Origin of the sequence: Amycolatopsis orientalis DSM 40040 = KCTC 9412 (assembly GCF_000478275.1) — a bacterium.
GTDB classification, from domain to species: Bacteria; Actinomycetota; Actinomycetes; order Mycobacteriales; family Pseudonocardiaceae; genus Amycolatopsis; species Amycolatopsis orientalis.
Map to the genome: position 1 here is coordinate 1 of NZ_ASJB01000076.1, position 17,297 is coordinate 17,297.

Annotated in this window: 17 protein-coding genes and 1 pseudogene; 11 read left to right on the top strand and 7 right to left on the bottom strand. The window is 68.9% G+C overall.

Annotated elements, in window-relative coordinates:
• Window positions 1-61: 61 nt before the first annotated feature.
• The 3 genes and pseudogenes from L324_RS41755 to L324_RS26880 all read left to right on the top strand — a co-directional run.
• A pseudogene (locus L324_RS41755) lies at window positions 62-268 on the top strand (HNH endonuclease signature motif containing protein); the annotation flags it as partial.
• A 512-nt stretch (window positions 269-780) separates the two neighbouring features.
• A complete protein-coding gene (locus L324_RS26875) occupies window positions 781-2,082 on the top strand; it encodes a choice-of-anchor B family protein (protein WP_037314532.1) in 1,302 nt (433 codons plus the stop codon).
• 24 nt (window positions 2,083-2,106) lie between these two features.
• A complete protein-coding gene (locus L324_RS26880) occupies window positions 2,107-2,985 on the top strand; it encodes a DUF8832 domain-containing protein (protein ID WP_037314535.1) in 879 nt (292 codons plus the stop codon).
• 6 nt (window positions 2,986-2,991) lie between these two features.
• Here the strand turns inward: L324_RS26880 and L324_RS26885 are convergent, their stop codons facing one another.
• Entirely contained in the window at window positions 2,992-5,688 is a 2,697-nt protein-coding gene (locus L324_RS26885; RefSeq protein WP_235783665.1) for a glycoside hydrolase family 84 protein, read from the bottom strand.
• A 179-nt stretch (window positions 5,689-5,867) separates the two neighbouring features.
• Between L324_RS26885 and L324_RS26890 the strand changes: the two genes are divergently transcribed.
• From L324_RS26890 to L324_RS26905, 4 genes are all read left to right on the top strand, one after another.
• A complete protein-coding gene (locus L324_RS26890) occupies window positions 5,868-6,479 on the top strand; it encodes a SecDF P1 head subdomain-containing protein (RefSeq protein WP_037314538.1) in 612 nt (203 codons plus the stop codon).
• Window positions 6,480-6,551: 72 nt separating this feature from the next.
• Entirely contained in the window at window positions 6,552-7,607 is a 1,056-nt protein-coding gene (locus L324_RS26895) for an LLM class flavin-dependent oxidoreductase (protein ID WP_037314541.1), read from the top strand.
• A 10-nt stretch (window positions 7,608-7,617) separates the two neighbouring features.
• Window positions 7,618-8,508 (top strand): AraC family transcriptional regulator, encoded by an 891-nt coding sequence (locus L324_RS26900; RefSeq protein WP_037314544.1) that lies wholly within the window; start codon window positions 7,618-7,620, stop codon window positions 8,506-8,508.
• A gap of 59 nt (window positions 8,509-8,567) precedes the next feature.
• Window positions 8,568-9,032 (top strand): SRPBCC family protein, encoded by a 465-nt coding sequence (locus L324_RS26905; RefSeq protein WP_037314547.1) that lies wholly within the window; start codon window positions 8,568-8,570, stop codon window positions 9,030-9,032.
• Window positions 9,033-9,038: 6 nt separating this feature from the next.
• On the opposite strand, the gene L324_RS26910 is transcribed toward L324_RS26905, so the two are convergent.
• The gene (locus tag L324_RS26910) at window positions 9,039-10,007 is read right to left on the bottom strand and encodes a M64 family metallopeptidase (RefSeq protein ID WP_037314551.1); all 969 of its coding nucleotides are present in this window, start codon (window positions 10,005-10,007) and stop codon (window positions 9,039-9,041) included.
• Between the two features lie 98 nt (window positions 10,008-10,105).
• On the opposite strand from L324_RS26910, the gene L324_RS26915 reads away from it, so the two are divergent.
• Window positions 10,106-11,080, top strand: coding sequence for a LysR family transcriptional regulator (locus L324_RS26915; RefSeq protein ID WP_037314554.1), 975 nt, complete (start codon window positions 10,106-10,108; stop codon window positions 11,078-11,080).
• A gap of 74 nt (window positions 11,081-11,154) precedes the next feature.
• Window positions 11,155-11,907, top strand: a complete 753-nt coding sequence (locus L324_RS26920) for a S1 family peptidase (protein WP_037314557.1) — start codon at window positions 11,155-11,157, stop codon at window positions 11,905-11,907.
• A 13-nt stretch (window positions 11,908-11,920) separates the two neighbouring features.
• Here the strand turns inward: L324_RS26920 and L324_RS43915 are convergent, their stop codons facing one another.
• From L324_RS43915 to L324_RS26935, 4 genes are all read right to left on the bottom strand, one after another.
• Complete coding sequence (locus L324_RS43915) at window positions 11,921-12,052, bottom strand: hypothetical protein (protein WP_268871960.1); 132 nt, start codon at window positions 12,050-12,052, stop codon at window positions 11,921-11,923.
• A gap of 141 nt (window positions 12,053-12,193) precedes the next feature.
• Entirely contained in the window at window positions 12,194-12,892 is a 699-nt protein-coding gene (locus tag L324_RS26925) for a hypothetical protein (RefSeq protein ID WP_037314560.1), read from the bottom strand.
• Between the two features lie 128 nt (window positions 12,893-13,020).
• Window positions 13,021-14,019, bottom strand: coding sequence for a LuxR C-terminal-related transcriptional regulator (locus L324_RS26930; protein WP_037314563.1), 999 nt, complete (start codon window positions 14,017-14,019; stop codon window positions 13,021-13,023).
• Between the two features lie 291 nt (window positions 14,020-14,310).
• The gene (locus L324_RS26935) at window positions 14,311-14,697 is read right to left on the bottom strand and encodes a hypothetical protein (RefSeq protein WP_051174120.1); all 387 of its coding nucleotides are present in this window, start codon (window positions 14,695-14,697) and stop codon (window positions 14,311-14,313) included.
• 206 nt (window positions 14,698-14,903) lie between these two features.
• On the opposite strand from L324_RS26935, the gene L324_RS26940 reads away from it, so the two are divergent.
• On the top strand, window positions 14,904-15,833 hold the full coding sequence (locus L324_RS26940) for an alpha/beta hydrolase family protein (protein ID WP_037314566.1): 930 nt from the start codon (window positions 14,904-14,906) through the stop codon (window positions 15,831-15,833).
• Window positions 15,834-15,840: 7 nt separating this feature from the next.
• Here L324_RS26940 and L324_RS26945 read toward each other — a convergent pair whose 3' ends face one another.
• Entirely contained in the window at window positions 15,841-16,227 is a 387-nt protein-coding gene (locus L324_RS26945) for an ATP-binding protein (RefSeq protein ID WP_037314569.1), read from the bottom strand.
• Between the two features lie 190 nt (window positions 16,228-16,417).
• On the opposite strand from L324_RS26945, the gene L324_RS26950 reads away from it, so the two are divergent.
• Window positions 16,418-16,960 carry a hypothetical protein gene (locus tag L324_RS26950; RefSeq protein ID WP_037314572.1) on the top strand — a complete coding sequence of 181 codons (543 nt, stop codon included), beginning with the start codon at window positions 16,418-16,420 and terminating at the stop codon, window positions 16,958-16,960.
• Window positions 16,961-17,297 lie beyond the last annotated feature (337 nt).

The window sequence follows — 17,297 nt, forward strand, 5'->3', positions numbered from 1 at the left end:
GGACACCTCTCCGTGGTCGCTAAGACCACTCTGACGGTGTCCGCCGGACCGGGGCAAGCTCAACGCCCACCACATCCATCACTGGGCAGACGGCGGACCTACTGACCTGCGGAATCTCACGTTGCTGTGCGGTTTCCATCACCGGTTGATCCACCACGGCGACTGGCAAGTCCGCATGGCCGCCGACGGCCTCCCCGAGTTCATCCCGCCCCAGTATCTGGACCCGCTCCGAAGAACCCGGCGCAACACCCTCCACCGCGCCGCCTAACCCTGCACCACCCGAGGAGCCCGCCAGCCACACCGGCGACGGGCCCCTCGGCACGCCCACACCTGGAACCGCAGAGTCTGTGCCAGCAGATGATGGCGCAGCCGAGGGCGAGGAAGTAACGCCGGGAACCGTTGCGCGCAAGGCGAAGGCACCTTCGACGAACCAGCGGTGAATACCGAGACGAGAGCTTTGCTCTTGCCTCGGGGTGACGGAGAAGCGCGATTCCCGCAGCGCGGACAAACATCCGGAACTTGTCGTGGTCGGCGGCGGGCCGTCCACGGAGGCCCGCACCGGCGACATCGCGTGGATCAACGGCATCAACCACACCCCAAGAACGATCTGTCAGGGCCCTAAGGCGGCGAAGCGTCGTCTCGCTCCGGCAAAACGGTTAAAAGCGCCAGACCTTCGGAGGGATACGTCGAGGCCCCCCGCTTCTATCGTCGAAGACCGATCGGAAACCCCTGCTCCTGGTCGTCTCGGCGGTCCGGACTCTCCTGTGAGGAGCGCGCCTGATGAAGATCGTGCGCATGATGGGATTGGCCGTGTTGACGGCCTCCGCGCTGGTGCTGTCCATGACGGCGGCGTCCGCGCACGACCCCGACACGGCGGAGGGGCAGGCGGCGGCCAGGACCTTCATGGCCGACCACATTCCGGCCGAGCGGCATGCCGTCACCGGGACCGCGGCGGGTGTGCCGTGTGTCAACGGCAAGGCCGACATCTACCCGTGCAAGAACGTGGATCTGCTCAGTGTGCTTCCGTTGTCCGGACTCGGCGGCGGGAACGGCAACGACATCTGGGGCTGGACCGATCCGGTGTCCGGTAAGGAATACGCCATCGTCGGGCGGACCAACGGTACCGCGTTCGTCGATTTGAGCACCCCGACCTCGCCGAAGTTCCTCGGCAACCTGCCGTCCAACGGCGGCAGCAGTTCGTGGCGGGACATGAAGGTGTACAAGAACCACGCCTTCATCGTGGCCGACTTCATCAGCGGGCACGGCATGCAGGTGTTCGACCTGACCCGCCTGCGCACGGTCACCACACCGCAGACCTTCACCGCCGACACGCTGTACAAGGGTTTCGGCCCCGCGCACAATATCGCGATCAACGAAGAGACCGGTTTCGCCTACGCGATCGGCTCCAACACCTGCAGCGGCGGACCGCATATCGTCAACATCCAGAGCCCGAAGGCCCCGGTCAAGGCCGGATGCGTCTCGCAGGACGGCTACACCCACGACACGCAGTGCGTCGTCTACCGCGGACCGGACGCGGCCTACCGCGGCAAGGAAATCTGCTTCAACGCCAACGAGGACACGTTGACCATCGTCGACGTCACCGACAAGGCCAGGCCGGTCCAGATCTCGCGCAAGGGCTACTCGGGCGCGCAGTACTCGCACCAGGGCTGGCTGACCGACGACCAGCGGTACTTCCTGCTGGACGACGAACTGGACGAGTCGCGCGGCACCGACAAGCGCACCAAGACCTATGTCTGGGACCTGGCCAAGCTTTCCGCTCCCGTGCACACCGGCGTCTACAACTCGCCCGCCACCGCGATCGACCACAACCAGTACATCAAGGGACGCTATTCCTACCAGGCGAACTACCAGGCGGGCCTGCGCATCCTGGACGTCAGCGGAGTCGCTTCGGCCCAGTTGTCCGAGGTCGGCTACTTCGACATCTACCCGTCGGGCAACGCGGCGAACTTCAACGGCGCGTGGAGCAACTATCCCTACTTCTCCAGCGGAATCGTCATCGTCAACGGGATCGAACAGGGCCTGGTCGTGGTGAAGCCCACTTTCACCACCGCCGGGCGGTAACCGGCGGGGCGGGCTGGAGCGGTCGTGCGCAAACCCCGGTTCACGGATTGGTTGTTCCTCGCACTGGCTCTCGTGATCGGGGCGGCCGCGGTGTTCGTGGCGCTCCGACCGACGCCGGGCGCCGACCATTCGGCACATCGGCCGGTGGTCACGGCGGATCTGGTTCCCGCCGCGCACAGCGACGGTCTGTCCGAGGCGGAAAGCGGGTACCGGTTCGAGCGGATCACGACTCCCGCCGTCCGCGGGCCCGAGGTACCGGTCGCGTTCCGGATCCTCGGCCCGGACGGGCGGCCGGTCACCCGCTTCCTGGACAACCAGACCAAACAGATGCACTTCTTCGCCGTGCGCGACGACATGAACGTCTTCCAGCACGTGCATCCGACACTGGACGGGGACACCTGGCACACCAGTCTCGCGCTGACCGACGGCGGCGCCTACCGGATGTTCGCCGAGTTCGTCCCGCTCGACACCAAGGATCCCCGGCATCCGGTGGTGCTCGGTGTCCCGTTCACCGTGCCCGGTGACACGACCTTCGTACCGGTGCCCGCTCCTGCCGGGGAAACCGTGACCGCCACGGGATACCGGGTCGCGCGGGTGGACGCGGCGGAACGGATCTCGCCCCTGCGGGCGCAGGTCATCCGGTTCGCCCTCCGCGGTCCCGACGGCGCGCTGATCACGGCGGTCGACCCGCATCTCGGGGCCAACGGCCACCTGACCGGGTTCCACACCATGCTGCTGTCGGCCACGCATCTGCATCCCGCGCAGCCACTCGGCGCGCGCCTGGTCAACGGCGAGCTGACCTTTCACGCCCTGTTCTCGGACCGCGGCGAGTACCGGCTGTTCCTGGAGTTCTCGCACGGCGGGCGGGTGCACACGGCGGCCATCACCGTCGCGGTGGACTGACCCGGCCTACCCCGTGAAGGCCGGAATGACCTCCGCGATCCTCGGCGCCACACTTCCCGGCGACCACAGCAGCCGGACGCGATCGGTCACGGCATCCTGGGCCGGCAATTCCGTGTAGCCGCCGTCCATCCTGCCGATCGTGTGCCAGCCACCCGCCGCGTCCGCGATCTGGACGTCGGCGCCCGCGCCGGTTTCCGCCGCCAGGACGACGACCTTGCGCAGCGGTTTCGGCGTGGCGGCCGTGACGACGAGCGCGTCACCGGGCGCCGGCGGGGAAGCCGCCGCGTAGACCGAATCGGCGTTGTTGTCGGCGGCCGCGGCGAGGTTCGGTCCCGCCGGTGTCCCGGTGACCGTGTATCGAGGGCTGTCCGGTGTGGACACGGTGAATTCCCGGACCACCAGCCAGAAGATCTGGGTCCCGGCCGACCGGACGCGGACGTGCCGCGCCTTGGCGCCGTCCGGGAGGTCCGCCGAGATCACGGGTTCCGTGACCGTCTTCACCACGGTCCAGTGCTCGCCGTCGGCCGAATACTCGAGGACGCCGTCGTGGACGAAGTCGTCGGGGCTGGTCGGCTTGCCCATCGCGATGTCCACATGGGACACCGGTTGAGCCGTCCCGAGGTCGATGCCGACGGCGTCGCCGGATCGCGGCGCGCGGTCGCTCCAGTAGTAGGTGGCGGGGTCTCCGTCGACCATCCGCTCGGGCAGGTGATCGGTGTACGTGCCCAGCGACGTCGTCGGCTGTGGCCGGAGCCCGGGCAGGCCGAACCAGCGGTCGGCGGTGGCCAGCGCGCTGTTCAGGAACGGCACGCAGACGTCGGTGCAGGTGCTCGGATTACGCGGCCCCCTGGAGGTTTCGACGCGGATCGCCCGCGCCTTCTTGAGCGCGGTCACGAGTTCCCCACGCTCGGCCCAGGCCTTCGCGCCGTCGCCGTCGAACTGTGCCAGCAGCATCTTCACCGCGTGATCGCCCGCCTGTCCGTAGAGTCCCACCTGGTCGAGCCACGGCGCGGTCTCGGCGAGGAACTTCGGGTTCGAGGCCATTCCGCGTCGCAGCTCGCCGGGAGCGGTGGACATCGCGGTCAGATAGCGGCTCAGGTTCGCCGCCGCGTCCCGGGGATTCTCGTTCTCCAGCGCGGACCAGAACGCGGTGAGCAGCGGACGCAGGACCGGGGAGTCCAGATCTGGCTTCCCGGTTTCGAGGCGGACGAGCAGACTCGAATAGTTGTTCTCCGCGAACACCTTCAGCGCGGCTGCCGCCGGTCCGGCGAGGTCGGCGATCGCGGCGAGCCACGATGCGTCGGGGTCGTAGCGGTCCGGGTTCCACAGAAAGTCACCCGAAGTGAATTCGGCGATTTTGGAGGCCTCGGCCTGCACCATGGGGTTCGCGGTGATCCCGGACAGGTATTTCGCGACCCCGGGTTCGCGTCCGATGTACGGGCCGAGCAGCAGGCGTTCGGTGATGTAGTCGTTGACCGGGTAGTTGTCCCAGATCAGGATGTCGTGCCCGAAGACCTCCTTGGCCTGCCGGGCTTCCTTTTCGGTGATCCGCCCGGCGATCACGCCGACACCGGTCCACTCCACGATCACCGCTTTGTCGAGCTGGGTGCGCAATGCGGTCTTGTAGGGCGAGTCGGCGAGGTCGTAGTACTCCGTCGGGACGGTCTGCAGCCGCTCGGCTCCGGGATGGGCTGCGATGAAGTCCTGTTGCACCCGGTTGAGGAGAAAGGCTTGCGCCGCACCCGCCGCCGCGCCGCCGGTGCCGAATTTGGCGCCGTCGGCGTCGCAGTTCCAGCGGGTGTAGGAGATGTCGTCGAGCGGGATCGCGAACGATCGCACCCCGATGTCCCACAGCGACTGGAACTTCGTGACCAGCGCGGCCTTGTCGGCGTCCGAGGAGTAGCACACCGAAAGGCCGGGGGAGAGGGCATAGGTGAATTCGACGTGGTTCGCGGTCGCGCGGCTGACCAGCTGGGAGAGCAGCGCGAGTTGTTCCGGCGGATACTGATCGCGCCAGCGGGCGCGCAGGAACGGGTCGTCCTTGGGCGAGTAGACGTACATGTTCTGCTTGGTCCGGCCGTAGAAGTCCAGCTGCGCCAACCGATCGGCGTGGGACCACGGCGCACCGTAGAAACCTTCGATCACCCCGCGCAGGGGTGCGGCCGGCCAGTCCCGGATGGCGAACGCGCGGCTTTTGCCGGAAGCGAGGAGCTGGCGAAGCGAATGAGCGGCGTAGAACGTCCCCGTGGTGTCCACACCGGACAGCGCGATCACGCCGCGGTCGGCGGCGAGCACGTATCCGCCGCCGGGCAGACCTTCCGGGCCGTTCACCCGGAGCGCGGCCAGGGCGAGGGCGGTCGCCCTGCTCTCGGTGGGACCGCCGACGAAGACCACGAGCCCGCCGTCGCCGCGTTCCCGGTCGACGGTGGCCTGATCGTCGCCGGTGAGCTTGACGATGGTGGCCGCACCGGCCGATCGGAGGACCTGGTCCACGACGGCGAGCGCGAACGGATCGGTGTCCCGGCCGACGACCTCGACGACGGTGCGCGGGACGGTCACCTGTCCCGGCCGTGGCGTCACCTGCTGAGGCGTCGGCCAGACCTTCGCCAGCGGCGGGAAGGACGCCGGGGCCGCGCTCGCCGGGGCGGGGACTGCGATCGTCACCGTGGCCGCGAGCAGCATCACCGGAAAGAGTCGGATCACCCATCGGAAGGACATGAGCAGGCCCCCAAAGCGTCGAGCGACGACGTTCTGTGAGTAATCAAACACCCGATGTGATGACGCGGGCTAGATCGATCTGGGTGATTTTCCGACCGTCAAGTGAGGTCCGGCGGCGACGAGATTCGCCCCCGCTCGGACGCCGAACCCGACAGAATGTCCCCGTGCGAAAACTTTGCGTCGCGGTGACCGTCGTCCTGCTCGGTGTCACCGGTTGCCAGGGCGGGGTTTCCGGTCAAGCCGAACCGGAAGGCGACAGTTTCGTCGTCAAAGACGGCTCCCGGCTGCGGTTCCGGCCGGTGCTGACCGAGCTGCCGCCGGGCCCGCCGACCGGCTCGGCGGCGAACCGCCAGAGCACGGATCCCGCCGAGCAACAGGCCGCCGCGGCGGCGCTCGACTGCTCGCCGGGGCCGGACCCCTTGGACGGCCGCGACGATCCGGCGCTCCCGCTGGTCGGTTGTGACCGGGTTCAGGGCACGAAATACGTGCTCGGCCCGGCCTTCCTCACCGGAGCGGACATCAGCCAGGCGATCGCGCGGCTCGATCAGCAATCCGGCGGCGCGATCATCGGGCTCAGCTTCACCGACGCGGGTGCGCGGACGTGGAGCGACTGGACCGCGGCGAACGTCGGCAAGCAGGTCGCGATGGTGCTCAAGAGCCGTGTGCTCACCGCGCCGACGATCCAGTCGGCCATCACCGGCGGGGAAACCCAGATCACCGGCAAGTTCACCCTGCCCGAGGCCCGGCAGCTGGCGCGTGACATCGCCGGCGGGTGAGTGCTCGCGGCCGTCGGAATAGGATCGCCGGAGCACACGTTTGAGCGTTCAACTACTTTGAGGAGTTGGACCATGGGGTACGAGATCTTGGGCACCCGGCGGGAACCGTCGTTCGGCCTGGACACCTTCGGCGACGTGGAGAACGGCGCCGACGGCCAGCCGGTGAGCCAGGCGGAGGCGATCCGGCAGGTCGTGGCCGAGGGCGTGCTCGCCGACCAGACCGGGGTGGACTACTTCGGCGTCGGTGAGCATCACCGCACGGAGATGGCGGTCTCCTCACCGGACGTCGTCCTGGCCGCGATCGCCGGCCGGACCGAACGGATCCGGCTGGGCACCGCTGTCACCGTGCTCAGCTCGGACGACCCGGTGCGGGTGTACGAGCGGTTCGCCACGCTCGACGCGGTCTCCCGGGGACGGGCCGAGGTCACGCTCGGCCGGGGCTCGTTCACCGAGTCGTTCCCGCTGTTCGGCTATTCGCTCGATGACTACGAAGCGCTGTTCGCCGAGAAACTCGATCTGTTCACCCACCTGCAGAAGGAGAAACCGGTCGACTGGACCGGGACCGTCCGTCCCGCCCTGGAGGGCGCGCGGGCCTTCCCGGTCACCGAATCGGGCAGCCTGCCCGCCTGGGTCGGCGTCGGCGGCACCCCGCAGTCGGTGGTCCGCGCGGCCGCGTACGGCCTTCCCCTGGTGATGGCGGTGATCGGCGGATCGCCGGAGCGCTTCACCCCGCTGGCCGATCTCTACCGGCGTGCCCTCAAGGAGGCGGGCCACGCGGAGCTGCCGATCTCCATGCACAGCCCGGGACATGTCGCCGCGACCGACGAACTCGCGGTGGCTCAGCACTTTCCGCACCACCAGGCCGCCTTCGCCAAGATCGGCGCCGAGCGGGGCTGGGGCCCGATGTCCCGCGCGGACTACGACGCCATGGCCGGGCCGCGCGGCGCGTTGTTCGTCGGTTCCGTCGAGACTGTCGCTCAGAAGATCGCGTGGGCGGTGCGGACCCTCGGCCTGTCGCGGTTCCAGCTCAAATATGGCGCGGGCGCGCTTCCGCACGAGCAGCGGATGGAGTCGATCCGGCTTTACGGCGAGCAGGTCGTCCCGCGGGTGAAGGAGCTGCTCGGCTAGCCTCGAAGTCGTGGTGTTCGACTCCGAACGTTTCGACCTCCAGCCGTACGCGGGTTTCGACATGTCCCGCTACGTCCACCGGACCTTCTGCAGCTGGCAGGATTCCGGCTGGCAGTCGCTGCTGGTCCAGCGCTTCGACCACGTCCCCGTCGCCGACGAGATGGAGCTGCCCGCCACCGCGGATCTCCATCTCGTCCTCGCGCTCTCGGGCCGGGCGGTGATGGAGAGCCGCGGCGAAGGGCGGTGGGACCGCTACCACTGGGGACCGGGACGGCTCACGCTGACGGTCCCCGGCAGGCCGGTGGTGCACCGCTACCGCGGGGACGAGTCGATGCGCAGCCTTCAGGTGCACATCCCCGGCCCCACGGTGGAGTCGGTCGCGGCCCGGCTGGGCGGCCGAGCGGTGGATCACGAGGCGATGGCGGTCTCCCTGGCCGGGGGAGACCCGCTGCTCGTCGAACTCGTCCGGGCACTCGGGAACGCGGGCGGGGAAGACGATCTGTACGCGGAAGCCGCGGCCGCCTTCCTCACCGTGCATCTGCTCACCCGGCACGGGCGGAAACCGGCGCCGCCGGACGCGGGGCGGGAGGACGATCGCGTCCGCGCGGCCGTGGCGATGATGCGCGAACGGCTGGCCGATCCGCTCAGCCTGGCCGAAATCGCCGGGGAAGTGCATCTGAGCGTCTACCACTTCATCCGCGTCTTCAAGGAGAAGACCGGCGAGACACCGCACCGGTTCCTCGCCCGGCTCCGGATGGAAGAGGCGCAACGGTTGCTGCGCGACACCGACCTTCCGGTCGCCCGGATCGCGCCGAGATGCGGGTTCGCCACTCCCGGCGCCCTTTCGGCCGCATTCCTGCGGCACACCGGATCGCGCCCCTCGGAGTACCGCAATTCCTGACCATCGCCCCGCAATCTCACGTCTGGTGACCGCGCCCGCCCCGTTTCTAGGGTGGCCTGGTGAGTAGTTCTGGAACGCAGTCGTACGACGTCACCGCCGAATCGACGGCATCGCCCGCCGCGGTGTGGGCACTGTTGCTGGACGCCCGCAGCTGGCCGGACTGGTCGCCGGTCGGCTCCCTGGAAATGGGTGCGTCACAAGGGATCTCCGCCGACGGCCGCGACGACGTCGGCGCGATCCGCGCCTTCCGTACCGGCAAGACGGTCACCAAGGAGCGGATCACCGCACTCGACCCCGAACGCCGGTTCGCCTACGAGGGGGTGGACGTGCCGGTGATGACCGACTATCAGGCCGCCGTCGATCTCCGCGAGACCTCCGGTGGCGGGACACAGATCCGGTGGCACGGAACGTATCGCGTCGGCCGGGGCAAGGCGTTGTTCTTCCGGTGGTACCTCCGCCGGTTCATGCGGGACATGGCGACCGGGCTCGCCGACCACGCCGGCGGCCCGGTCCGGAAACCATGACGGGGATCAGTGCCGGGCGGCGGCTTCGCGGTGGAAGCCCGCGATCATCGCGTCGGTGCTCGGCGGGTTGAAGGGCTGCCCGAGCGTGCGCATGAGCGAGTTCACGCTGGGCCGGTACATCCCGGTCTTGCAGTAGCGGGAGCCCTCGAAGGCGCCGACCGTGCCGCCGTCGGGGGAGGGCTTGCCGAGCCAGGCGTACCACTTGGCCCGGCGGTCCTTCATCTGCGAGGCCGTGAGGGCGGTCGCGTTGGGCTCCCGGGGTTCGCGGGTTTCGCAGGTGCCGTAGTCGTATTCGTCGGCGAGTCCGCCGATGGAATGGCCGAGTTCGTGGGCGACGATCTGGCTGGCCTGGGCGTTGCCACCCGAAGAGGTCGCGACCTCGCCGCCCGCGCCGCCGTACTTGGTGGTGTTCGCCAGTGCGATGACCTGATCGACGTCCGGCGCGGCCGCGGCGTACTGCTTCGCCTTGGTTTCGTTGACACACAACAGCCGTTCGATACCGCCGCACCAGAAGTAGGCGCCGAGGGCGGTGTTGCGCCGGATGCCCTGGGTCGGGTCGTTCGTGACGCCGGACTGGGCGGAGACGACGTCGACCTGCCAGAGGTTGAACTGCTTGCGGTAGCTCTTGTACGGCTCGATGGCGAACAGCGCCGCGACGCTGGAACGGACGTGCTGCGAGTACGTGCCCAGCTGCGAGGAGGTGTAGCCGTCGCCGACGAAGACCAGATCGAAGGTGGTCTCGCTGGGGCCGTTGGTTTCGATCGGGGTCACCGCGACGGCGTTCGCGATCTGTTGCGGTAACGCGGTTCTGTCCGAAGCGGGGCGGCTGACGTCCACCCGGGTGATGGTTCCCCCGGGTTCGAAGGCCTCCATCGAGGTCGTGAACCGGGGGACCGGGGCCGCCGACGCCGTCGCGGGGACGAGTCCGGCGACGAGGGTGGTGGTCAGCGCGAACATGAGACCTGCGCGTCGCATGCGTACTCCTTGCGGGGAGGGGAGAAAGAGGAGTACGAAAAACGATCCCGACTTTCGACGGCTTCCGGCACATCCCAAGTGGCCATAAGGTCCGCGTGATGGACGTCGAGTTACGTCATCTCCGGGTGGTGTGCGCCGTCGCCGACGCGGGCAGCATCACGCGCGCGGCGATCGGCATCGGCAGCACCCAGCCCGCGCTGACCGCCGCCGTGCAACGGATCGAGCGCGCGTTCGGCGGAACGTTGTTCGTCCGTAGCCGGGAAGGAGTCGTCCCGACGGCGTTCGGCGAATGCGTCCTCGCCCGCGCGCGGGCGGTCCTCGCCGCGGCGGACACGATGCACCGGGACGCGGCGCGCTGGCTGGCGGACGGGGACGAGCGTCCGGTGGCGCTGGGCGGGATCGGCGGTTCGATGGTCGTCGAGCTGGCGGACCGGCTCGGGGATTCCGGCCGGGCGCAAGCGGTTTCGGTGACGACGGAGTTCTCGCCCTCGCGGCTGCTGGATCTCGTCGCGGGCGGTCAGCTCGACGCCGCCGTCGTCGCCGACTATCCCGGGCACGTCCTGCGCGCCGCGCCGGGGGTGGCGCTGCGCCCGCTGGCCGCGCAACCGGTGTTCGTGGCGATCGCCGCGGATCATCCGGCCGCCCACGGCACCGAAATCGACCTGGCCGATCTCGCGGCCGAACGGTGGGTGCTCGGGCCGTCCGACGGCGCCGGCTGGCCGGAATGTTTCGAGGAAGCCTGTGCACGCGCGGGTTTCCGGCCGAGGGTGGCGCACCGGAGCACGGAACTCCGTCCGCTGCAACGCCTGATCGCGGCCGGCCGGGCGATCTCCCCGTGCCAGGTCACCTTTCCCGGCACGCCCGGGATCGCGATCCGGTCCCTCACCGGGGATCCGCTGTGGATGCGGTATCTGATCGCCTGGAACACCGAAGGCGCCTTCGGCGGGAACAGCGCCGCCTTGATCACCGCGGCCGAGGCGGCCTATCGATCCGACACCGACAGCAGCCACCCCTACCGTCGCTGGCTCGCCCGCCGCGGTGAACCCGTCGACGTCCGGCGTGCCATCGGGTGACACCTGGTCGGGGAATTCCCCTTGTCGGAAGGGCGTCCTAGCCTCGGATCACCTCATCGACGAAGGGTAAGAAATTGCGTCTGCGCGCCCTGCTGGCCGCTGCTGTCCTGACCATCATCACCGCTCCGGCCGCGCTCGCCGCGCCGGACGTCGCCCACGGTTCCGATGTCCCACCGGGGCGGTTCGGGTTCGTCGCGAAGCTCGCGATGACGAAGATCCCCCGCCCCGACGGTTCGACCTACAGCAGTTTCTGCACCGGCGCGCTGGTCGCGCCCGGCTGGGTCGTCACCACCGGACACTGCTTCCACGACGCGCACCGCAAGCGGGTCTCGGGCAAGATGCCGTATCCGACAACGGTGACGCTGGGCCTTGTCGACGAGGCGGTCGAATCAGGCGTGGCCCGCAAGGCGACCGAAGTGCTGCAGGCGAAGGAAAACGACGTCGCCCTCCTCCGGCTGGACACCCCGGTGAGCACGGTGCCGCCGGTGACGGTGAGCCGCGTGCTCCCGAAGGTCGGCCAGCACCTGACCCTGGCGGGCTGGGGCAGCCTGACCAGTACGAACCCCGTGCCCGCGGGGCGGATGCAGCAGGGCAGCGTCCAGGTGGCGACAGTCGCGCCGACGACGGTGGGCGTCCGCGGCGCGGCCCCGGCGATCACGACGAGCGCGTGCACGTACGACTCGGGCGCGCCCTATTTCGTCCCGGACGACAAGAGCGGCGCCCTGGTCTCGATCGAAGCGACCGGACCGGGATGCCCCCACGCCGGGATCGAGACGACGTCCCGGGCCGACGTCATCGCGGACTGGATCGCCACCCATACGGCCTAGCGGCTTTCCGGGTTCAGAGGGCGAACGCGAGCCACAGCGCGAGCCAGGCGCAGGCCGCGATCGCCACGACGACCGCGCACACCCGCAGCCCCACGGTGGCGATCCGGAGTGACACGGTGCCGTTGTGCTGTCGGTGATTCCCCATGATGCCGCCCTCCTTTCAAGATCACCTTCCGCTCTCCGGGAGCCCGCCGCAGCGGGGGTGGGCTCCCTGGGTGACCCCATCCGGGTGAGGGCGACGCGAAAACAGGCCCGGCCGGACTCCGGCCGGGCCTGTTTTCGCGGATCAGCTTCCGGTCTGGGCGCAGGTGCCGGCGTCGGTGCCGAGGACCGGGTCGGTCACCGGGCGCCGGGTGATCGGCAAGGTGTTCTGGATGGTCAGGGCGCCGTCGCGAAGGGTGTAGACGGTGCGGCTGCCGCTGTAGGTGATGCGGTCGGCGGGTGCGCTGAGGTCGTCGGCCTCGGCGGCCACGGTTTCGATGGTGCGTCCGCCGCCTTCGAGCGGGGCGCACTGGTAGCCGAGATGCGCCGCGACGCCTCCGCCTTCGGCGATCGAGAGCGGCTTGTCGTTGTCGTCGACGACCTGGCCGAGGTTGCGGCCGTCGTAGTGCAGCGCGGTGAAGAAGGTGGTGTTGGCGCCGATGGACTGGGCGACGATCAGCTCGGCGCGGCCGTCGCCGTTGAGGTCGGTGACGCGCGGGGCCTCAAGCGGGAAGGCGCTGTCGGCGCCGACGTGGATCGAGGTGAAGGTGCCGTGCACGGTCGCGGAGATGACCTGGTCGTTGTCCCCGGTGAGCTGGGCGGTGACGGTCTCGATCTCGCCGTCGCCATCGAGATCGGCGACGGTGGTGACCGGGCCGGGTGCCGGTATGGCGGCCGGCGGGGTGCTCAGCGGGCCTGCCCAAGCCGGGACCACGGTGGCGAGGCCGAGCGCGGCGGTGAGGCCGGTGATGGTCACGGTGCGGATGATGCCGGTGTGGTTCATGGTGCTCTCCCTCCACGCTTCCGGTGAACTTTTCACCGAAAGTGCTCTCATAAGGGAAGACGGCCACGTGGTGAGCGGGTGTACCGGGAGTGTGATGTGCCACACAAAGGCAACCCTGGACGGCGGGGTCAGAGCCAGCCGTTGTGCGCGGCGAAAACCCCCAGCTGGAACCGGCTGGAGACACCGGCGCGGTCCATCAGGGATTCGAGGTAGCGGAACAGGGTCCGCCTGCTGACACCGAGTTCGGCGGCGATCTCGTCGTCCTTGCGCCCGGCGGCCAGCAGGAGCAGCAGTTCGCGTTCGATGGGCCGGATCGGCTGGTCGGCCGTCCGTGCCTCCCGGCCGAGCGGGAGCGCCGCGGCCCAGGAGGTTTCGAACAGCCCTTCCAGCGCGGAAAACAGGCTGCACGGGCGCACGATGACGATGGACTGGTTGCGGTCGGCCTCCCGGATGGTCAGCGCGATGGTGGCCGCCCGGTCGTCGAAGAGTGTCAGCTTCACCGGGAGTTCGGGCAGCAACCGGGCCTTCTCGCCCGCCCGCAGGCACGGCAGGATGTTCTCCGCGAGGTAGCCGGGGTCGCCCAGCGACGCTCCACTGTAGACGCAACGGTAGGTGATCCCGCGCCGCAGCTGCTCCTCCTCGAGGAGGTTCCGGTGGCCGCCGGTGAAGTAGGGCGGGGAATCGAGACGGCGCACCTGATGCCGCACCATGGTCGCGAGGTGCCGGAGCCGGGGGACGATGGCGTCGCCGGTGACCACTTCGAGCAGATCCTGTGCGTGCGGCAGGTCCGCGTGCGCGCGCCGGAAAGCGTGGTACGCGGTCTGGACGGCGAGCCGCGCGTCGTGGAGTTCGGCCTGTCGTCGCGTGGTCAGGGCGGCCAGCGCCTCGCCGGGGTTCGCGGGGCGGAACTCGGTACCGTCCACTCCGGACGGCACCGCCAGCCCGGCGTCGGCCAGTTCCTTCAGTGCCGTTTGGACGGTCCCGGTGTCGCCGTACCGTCGCGCCAGTTCCCCGGCGGTCACCGGCGCGCTTTCCAGTATCCGGCCGTAGATCCGCGCGGCGGTGTCGCCGAGGCCCAGTCTGGTCAGCTGCGCGCCGAGTCCGTCGGGGGTGCCGGAGCTAGACACCCGAGGTGTCGCGGATCCGGGTGCGGTTCGCGTACGACGGTGCGGTGAGGAGACCTCGGATGCGCATGGGTGCCTTCCACTGCAAGGAAAAGGGAAGATCGACGGGTCGCCGGTCAAGGCCGGAACGGGATCGCCAGGGGATGCCCGGGCCGGATCCGGTGCCGGTTTTCCCATGCTAGGCAGGAGGATGCGGCGGTCGATAGCGACTAAAGACGGGAGAAGGACGCGCCTGGTCCCGAGATGGCCGGTTCGCGCGCTCGGTGTCCGGATGGACGTGAGCGGGGTTCAGGTTCAGCGCCGGCGGCTTTTCCCGGACAGTCGTTTCGCGACCCGCGACCTGGTCGCCGGCTTGGGGTCGAGCAGTTCCTCGGCGATGAGGATGGCCCGGTCCGACAGGGTGACGGACAGCCGCTCCACCGAATCGCCGATCCGGCCGGCTTCGCGGCGCACCCCCTCGCCGACGGGCTTGCTGTGCCGATCGGCGATGCCCGCGAGCCTGCTCCCGGAGACCAGGACCAGATCGGCGAGCTGCTCGCCCAGTTCCGTCAGCCGGTTCGCGGTCCGGCCCGCCCGGCGGGCCACCAGGTCCTCGGTCTCCCGGCGCAACTCGCGGACCGCGGACCTCGACTCGGTTGTCGTCCCGGTGAGTGCTGACTTCAGAACTTTTGTCACGTCCATCAGGATCGACCTCCACGCGGCTTGCCTGCGTTTGAGTGTACGACCGTACTCCCGATTCACGGTGGTCGTCTCGGCGGGATGTCACGGGACGAGGAGGGGGAAAGCCGCTGGCGGGGAGGGGTTTGACAAAGCGGAACACTGCTCCGTATGTTTACGGAACAGCGCTCCGCTTAAGGCGGTGCCCTCATCCAAGGGGAATACTCACCATGAGCACTCCGAACCCCGTCCTCTCGATCGCCCCGGTGGTGCTGCCCACCCCGGATCGGGCGGTGGACCTGCGGCTGCGGATCTCCGTGCCGATGACCGGAAGCGAGCTGCCGGTCGTCCTGCTGTCGCACGGGCAGGGCTATTCGAACCACCTCTCCTCGCTGGACGGCTACGCCCCGCTCGTGAATTTCTGGGCGGCACAAGGGTTCGCCGTCATCCAGCCCACCCATCTCAGTTCGAGGACGCTGAACCTGGAGTCCGGCGACCCCGAGGCGCCCATGTACTACCGCTCCCGCGCCGAGGACATGGTCCGCGTCCTCGACCGGCTCGACGAGATCGAGACCGCCGTCCCGCACCTTCGCGGACGACTGGACCGGGGCAAGGTCGCCGTGGCCGGGCACTCGATGGGCGGGCACACCGCGAGCCTGCTGCTGGGCGCGCGGTACACCGATCCCATCAGCGGCGCGGAAGTGGACCTCGCCGAATCCAGGATCTCGGCCGGGGTGCTGCTCGCCGCGCCCGGCCGCGGCGGTGACGCCCTCACCGAGTTCGTGACGGAGAACTATCCCTTCTTCCTCAGCACGGATTTCTCCACGATGACGACCCCCGCGCTCGTCGTCGCCGGGGACAAGGACGCCTCCACCTATCTGACCGTCAACGGTCCGGAGTGGCACGCCGACCCGTACTTCCTTTCGCCGGGGCGCAAGACGCTGCTCACCCTGTTCGACGCGGAGCACGGGCTCGGCGGGATCTCCGGCTACGACGTCGCCGAGACGACGGACGAGAACCCGGAACGGGTGGCCGCGGTGGCGCGGCTCACCTCGGCCTATCTGCGCAACGAGTTCTTCACCGGGGATCCCGCTTGGCGGCAGGCGTGCGACGAGCTGACCAGTGGTCCTGACCCGCTCGGGCGGATCGACGTGAAGTAGCCCCGCCTCACAGCACCGGGATCTCCGCCCACACCGTTTTGACCCCGGCGCCGGTGTCCACGCCCCACTGGACGCTGATCGCTTCGACCAGGGCCAGCCCTCGCCCGTGCGGGCTCGCCGGATCCCGCTTCAGCACGCGATGCGGCTTCAACTGGGGGCGGAGGTCGTCGACTTCGACGCGGATCACATCGCGGCCGTCGGGGACGGACACCCGCAGCTCGGCCACGCCGTCCGCGTGTTCGTGCGCGTTGGTGACCAGTTCCGTGGTCAGCAGTTCGGTGTCCGACACGGTACTGCGTCCGATACCACCGAGCTGACCTCGCAGCCAGGCCCGGATCTTCCCCAGCGGAGGGGGGTCACCGCTGAGGAATTCGTAGGCGGTCTTGGTTCCCACACAGGTCTCCTTAGCGGTCTCCCGGCTGGGATACCCAAGGAGGACGGCGTTCACACCGGGTTCGGCTCAGGGATGATCGGCCGGCCGGTACGCCGAGGCGGTCGATTGTGCGCGCGAAGGTACGTTGTGCCCGCGGTCCGGCTCCTGGTCCTCTGACGGGGTTCATTTCGCGCGAAGCGGGGAGACTCTCGTGATCAAGAAGATTTTCGCTGTCCTGTCGGTGCTTTCACTGGCGCTCTTGGGCGTCGCGGGCACGGCGCACGCCGGGATCGTGCAATGGTCCGACGGGTACGAATCGAACCCTTTCGGCACCTGGGAACGTGACATCCAGGGCGGTGACGGGCATTCGTGGTTCGACATCGGCATGGGGGTGGCGCGGACCGGCAACAACAACGGCTGGCTCTTCGCGGACAACGGCTGGGCGGCGATGCGGGCTCCCAAATCGCTGAGCAGCTTCCCCGCGAACCGGTCGAACTGCGCCGCCGCCATCTACGCCGACCCGGTCGGTGGCGGAGCGAACATCGGCCTGGAGATCTGGGACCCCAACGGCTGGCGGAAGATCTCCCACACGGTGAAGTGGATCGACGACTGGGCGGGGTATCAGCTCATCACCCTGCACGATCTCAACCTGAACGGTGTGGGTACCGTCTATCTCCAGCCGATCTACGGGAACAACGGCGGCCCGGCGAAGTACATCCGCCTGGACGACGCGATCATCCAGTGCGCCTACTGACCGGACAGCACGGCGGAGCCCGGTGTCTCGTCCCGGTATCGGCCGACGGCCCGCGTTGCGCCATTCGGTGAATATCCACTGCCGAATATCGGCGGGATTCGGGTTCCGTTCGGTGAAGTGATCACGGAAAACGCCGGAACCTTCGACACTTCTCACGCTGAAGGGTGAGAAGTGTCGAAGGTCTTTCGGCTGAACGGCGCACCGCGGACATGGCCCCGGTAGCCCGGATTCGCGGTGACAACCCGTTGAGAGCCTTGACATGGGCTCCCCGGGTGACACCCGGTTTTCGCGCTAACGAACGACGGAATTTTCCGTCTTTCTCTGGCAACCCAAAGAA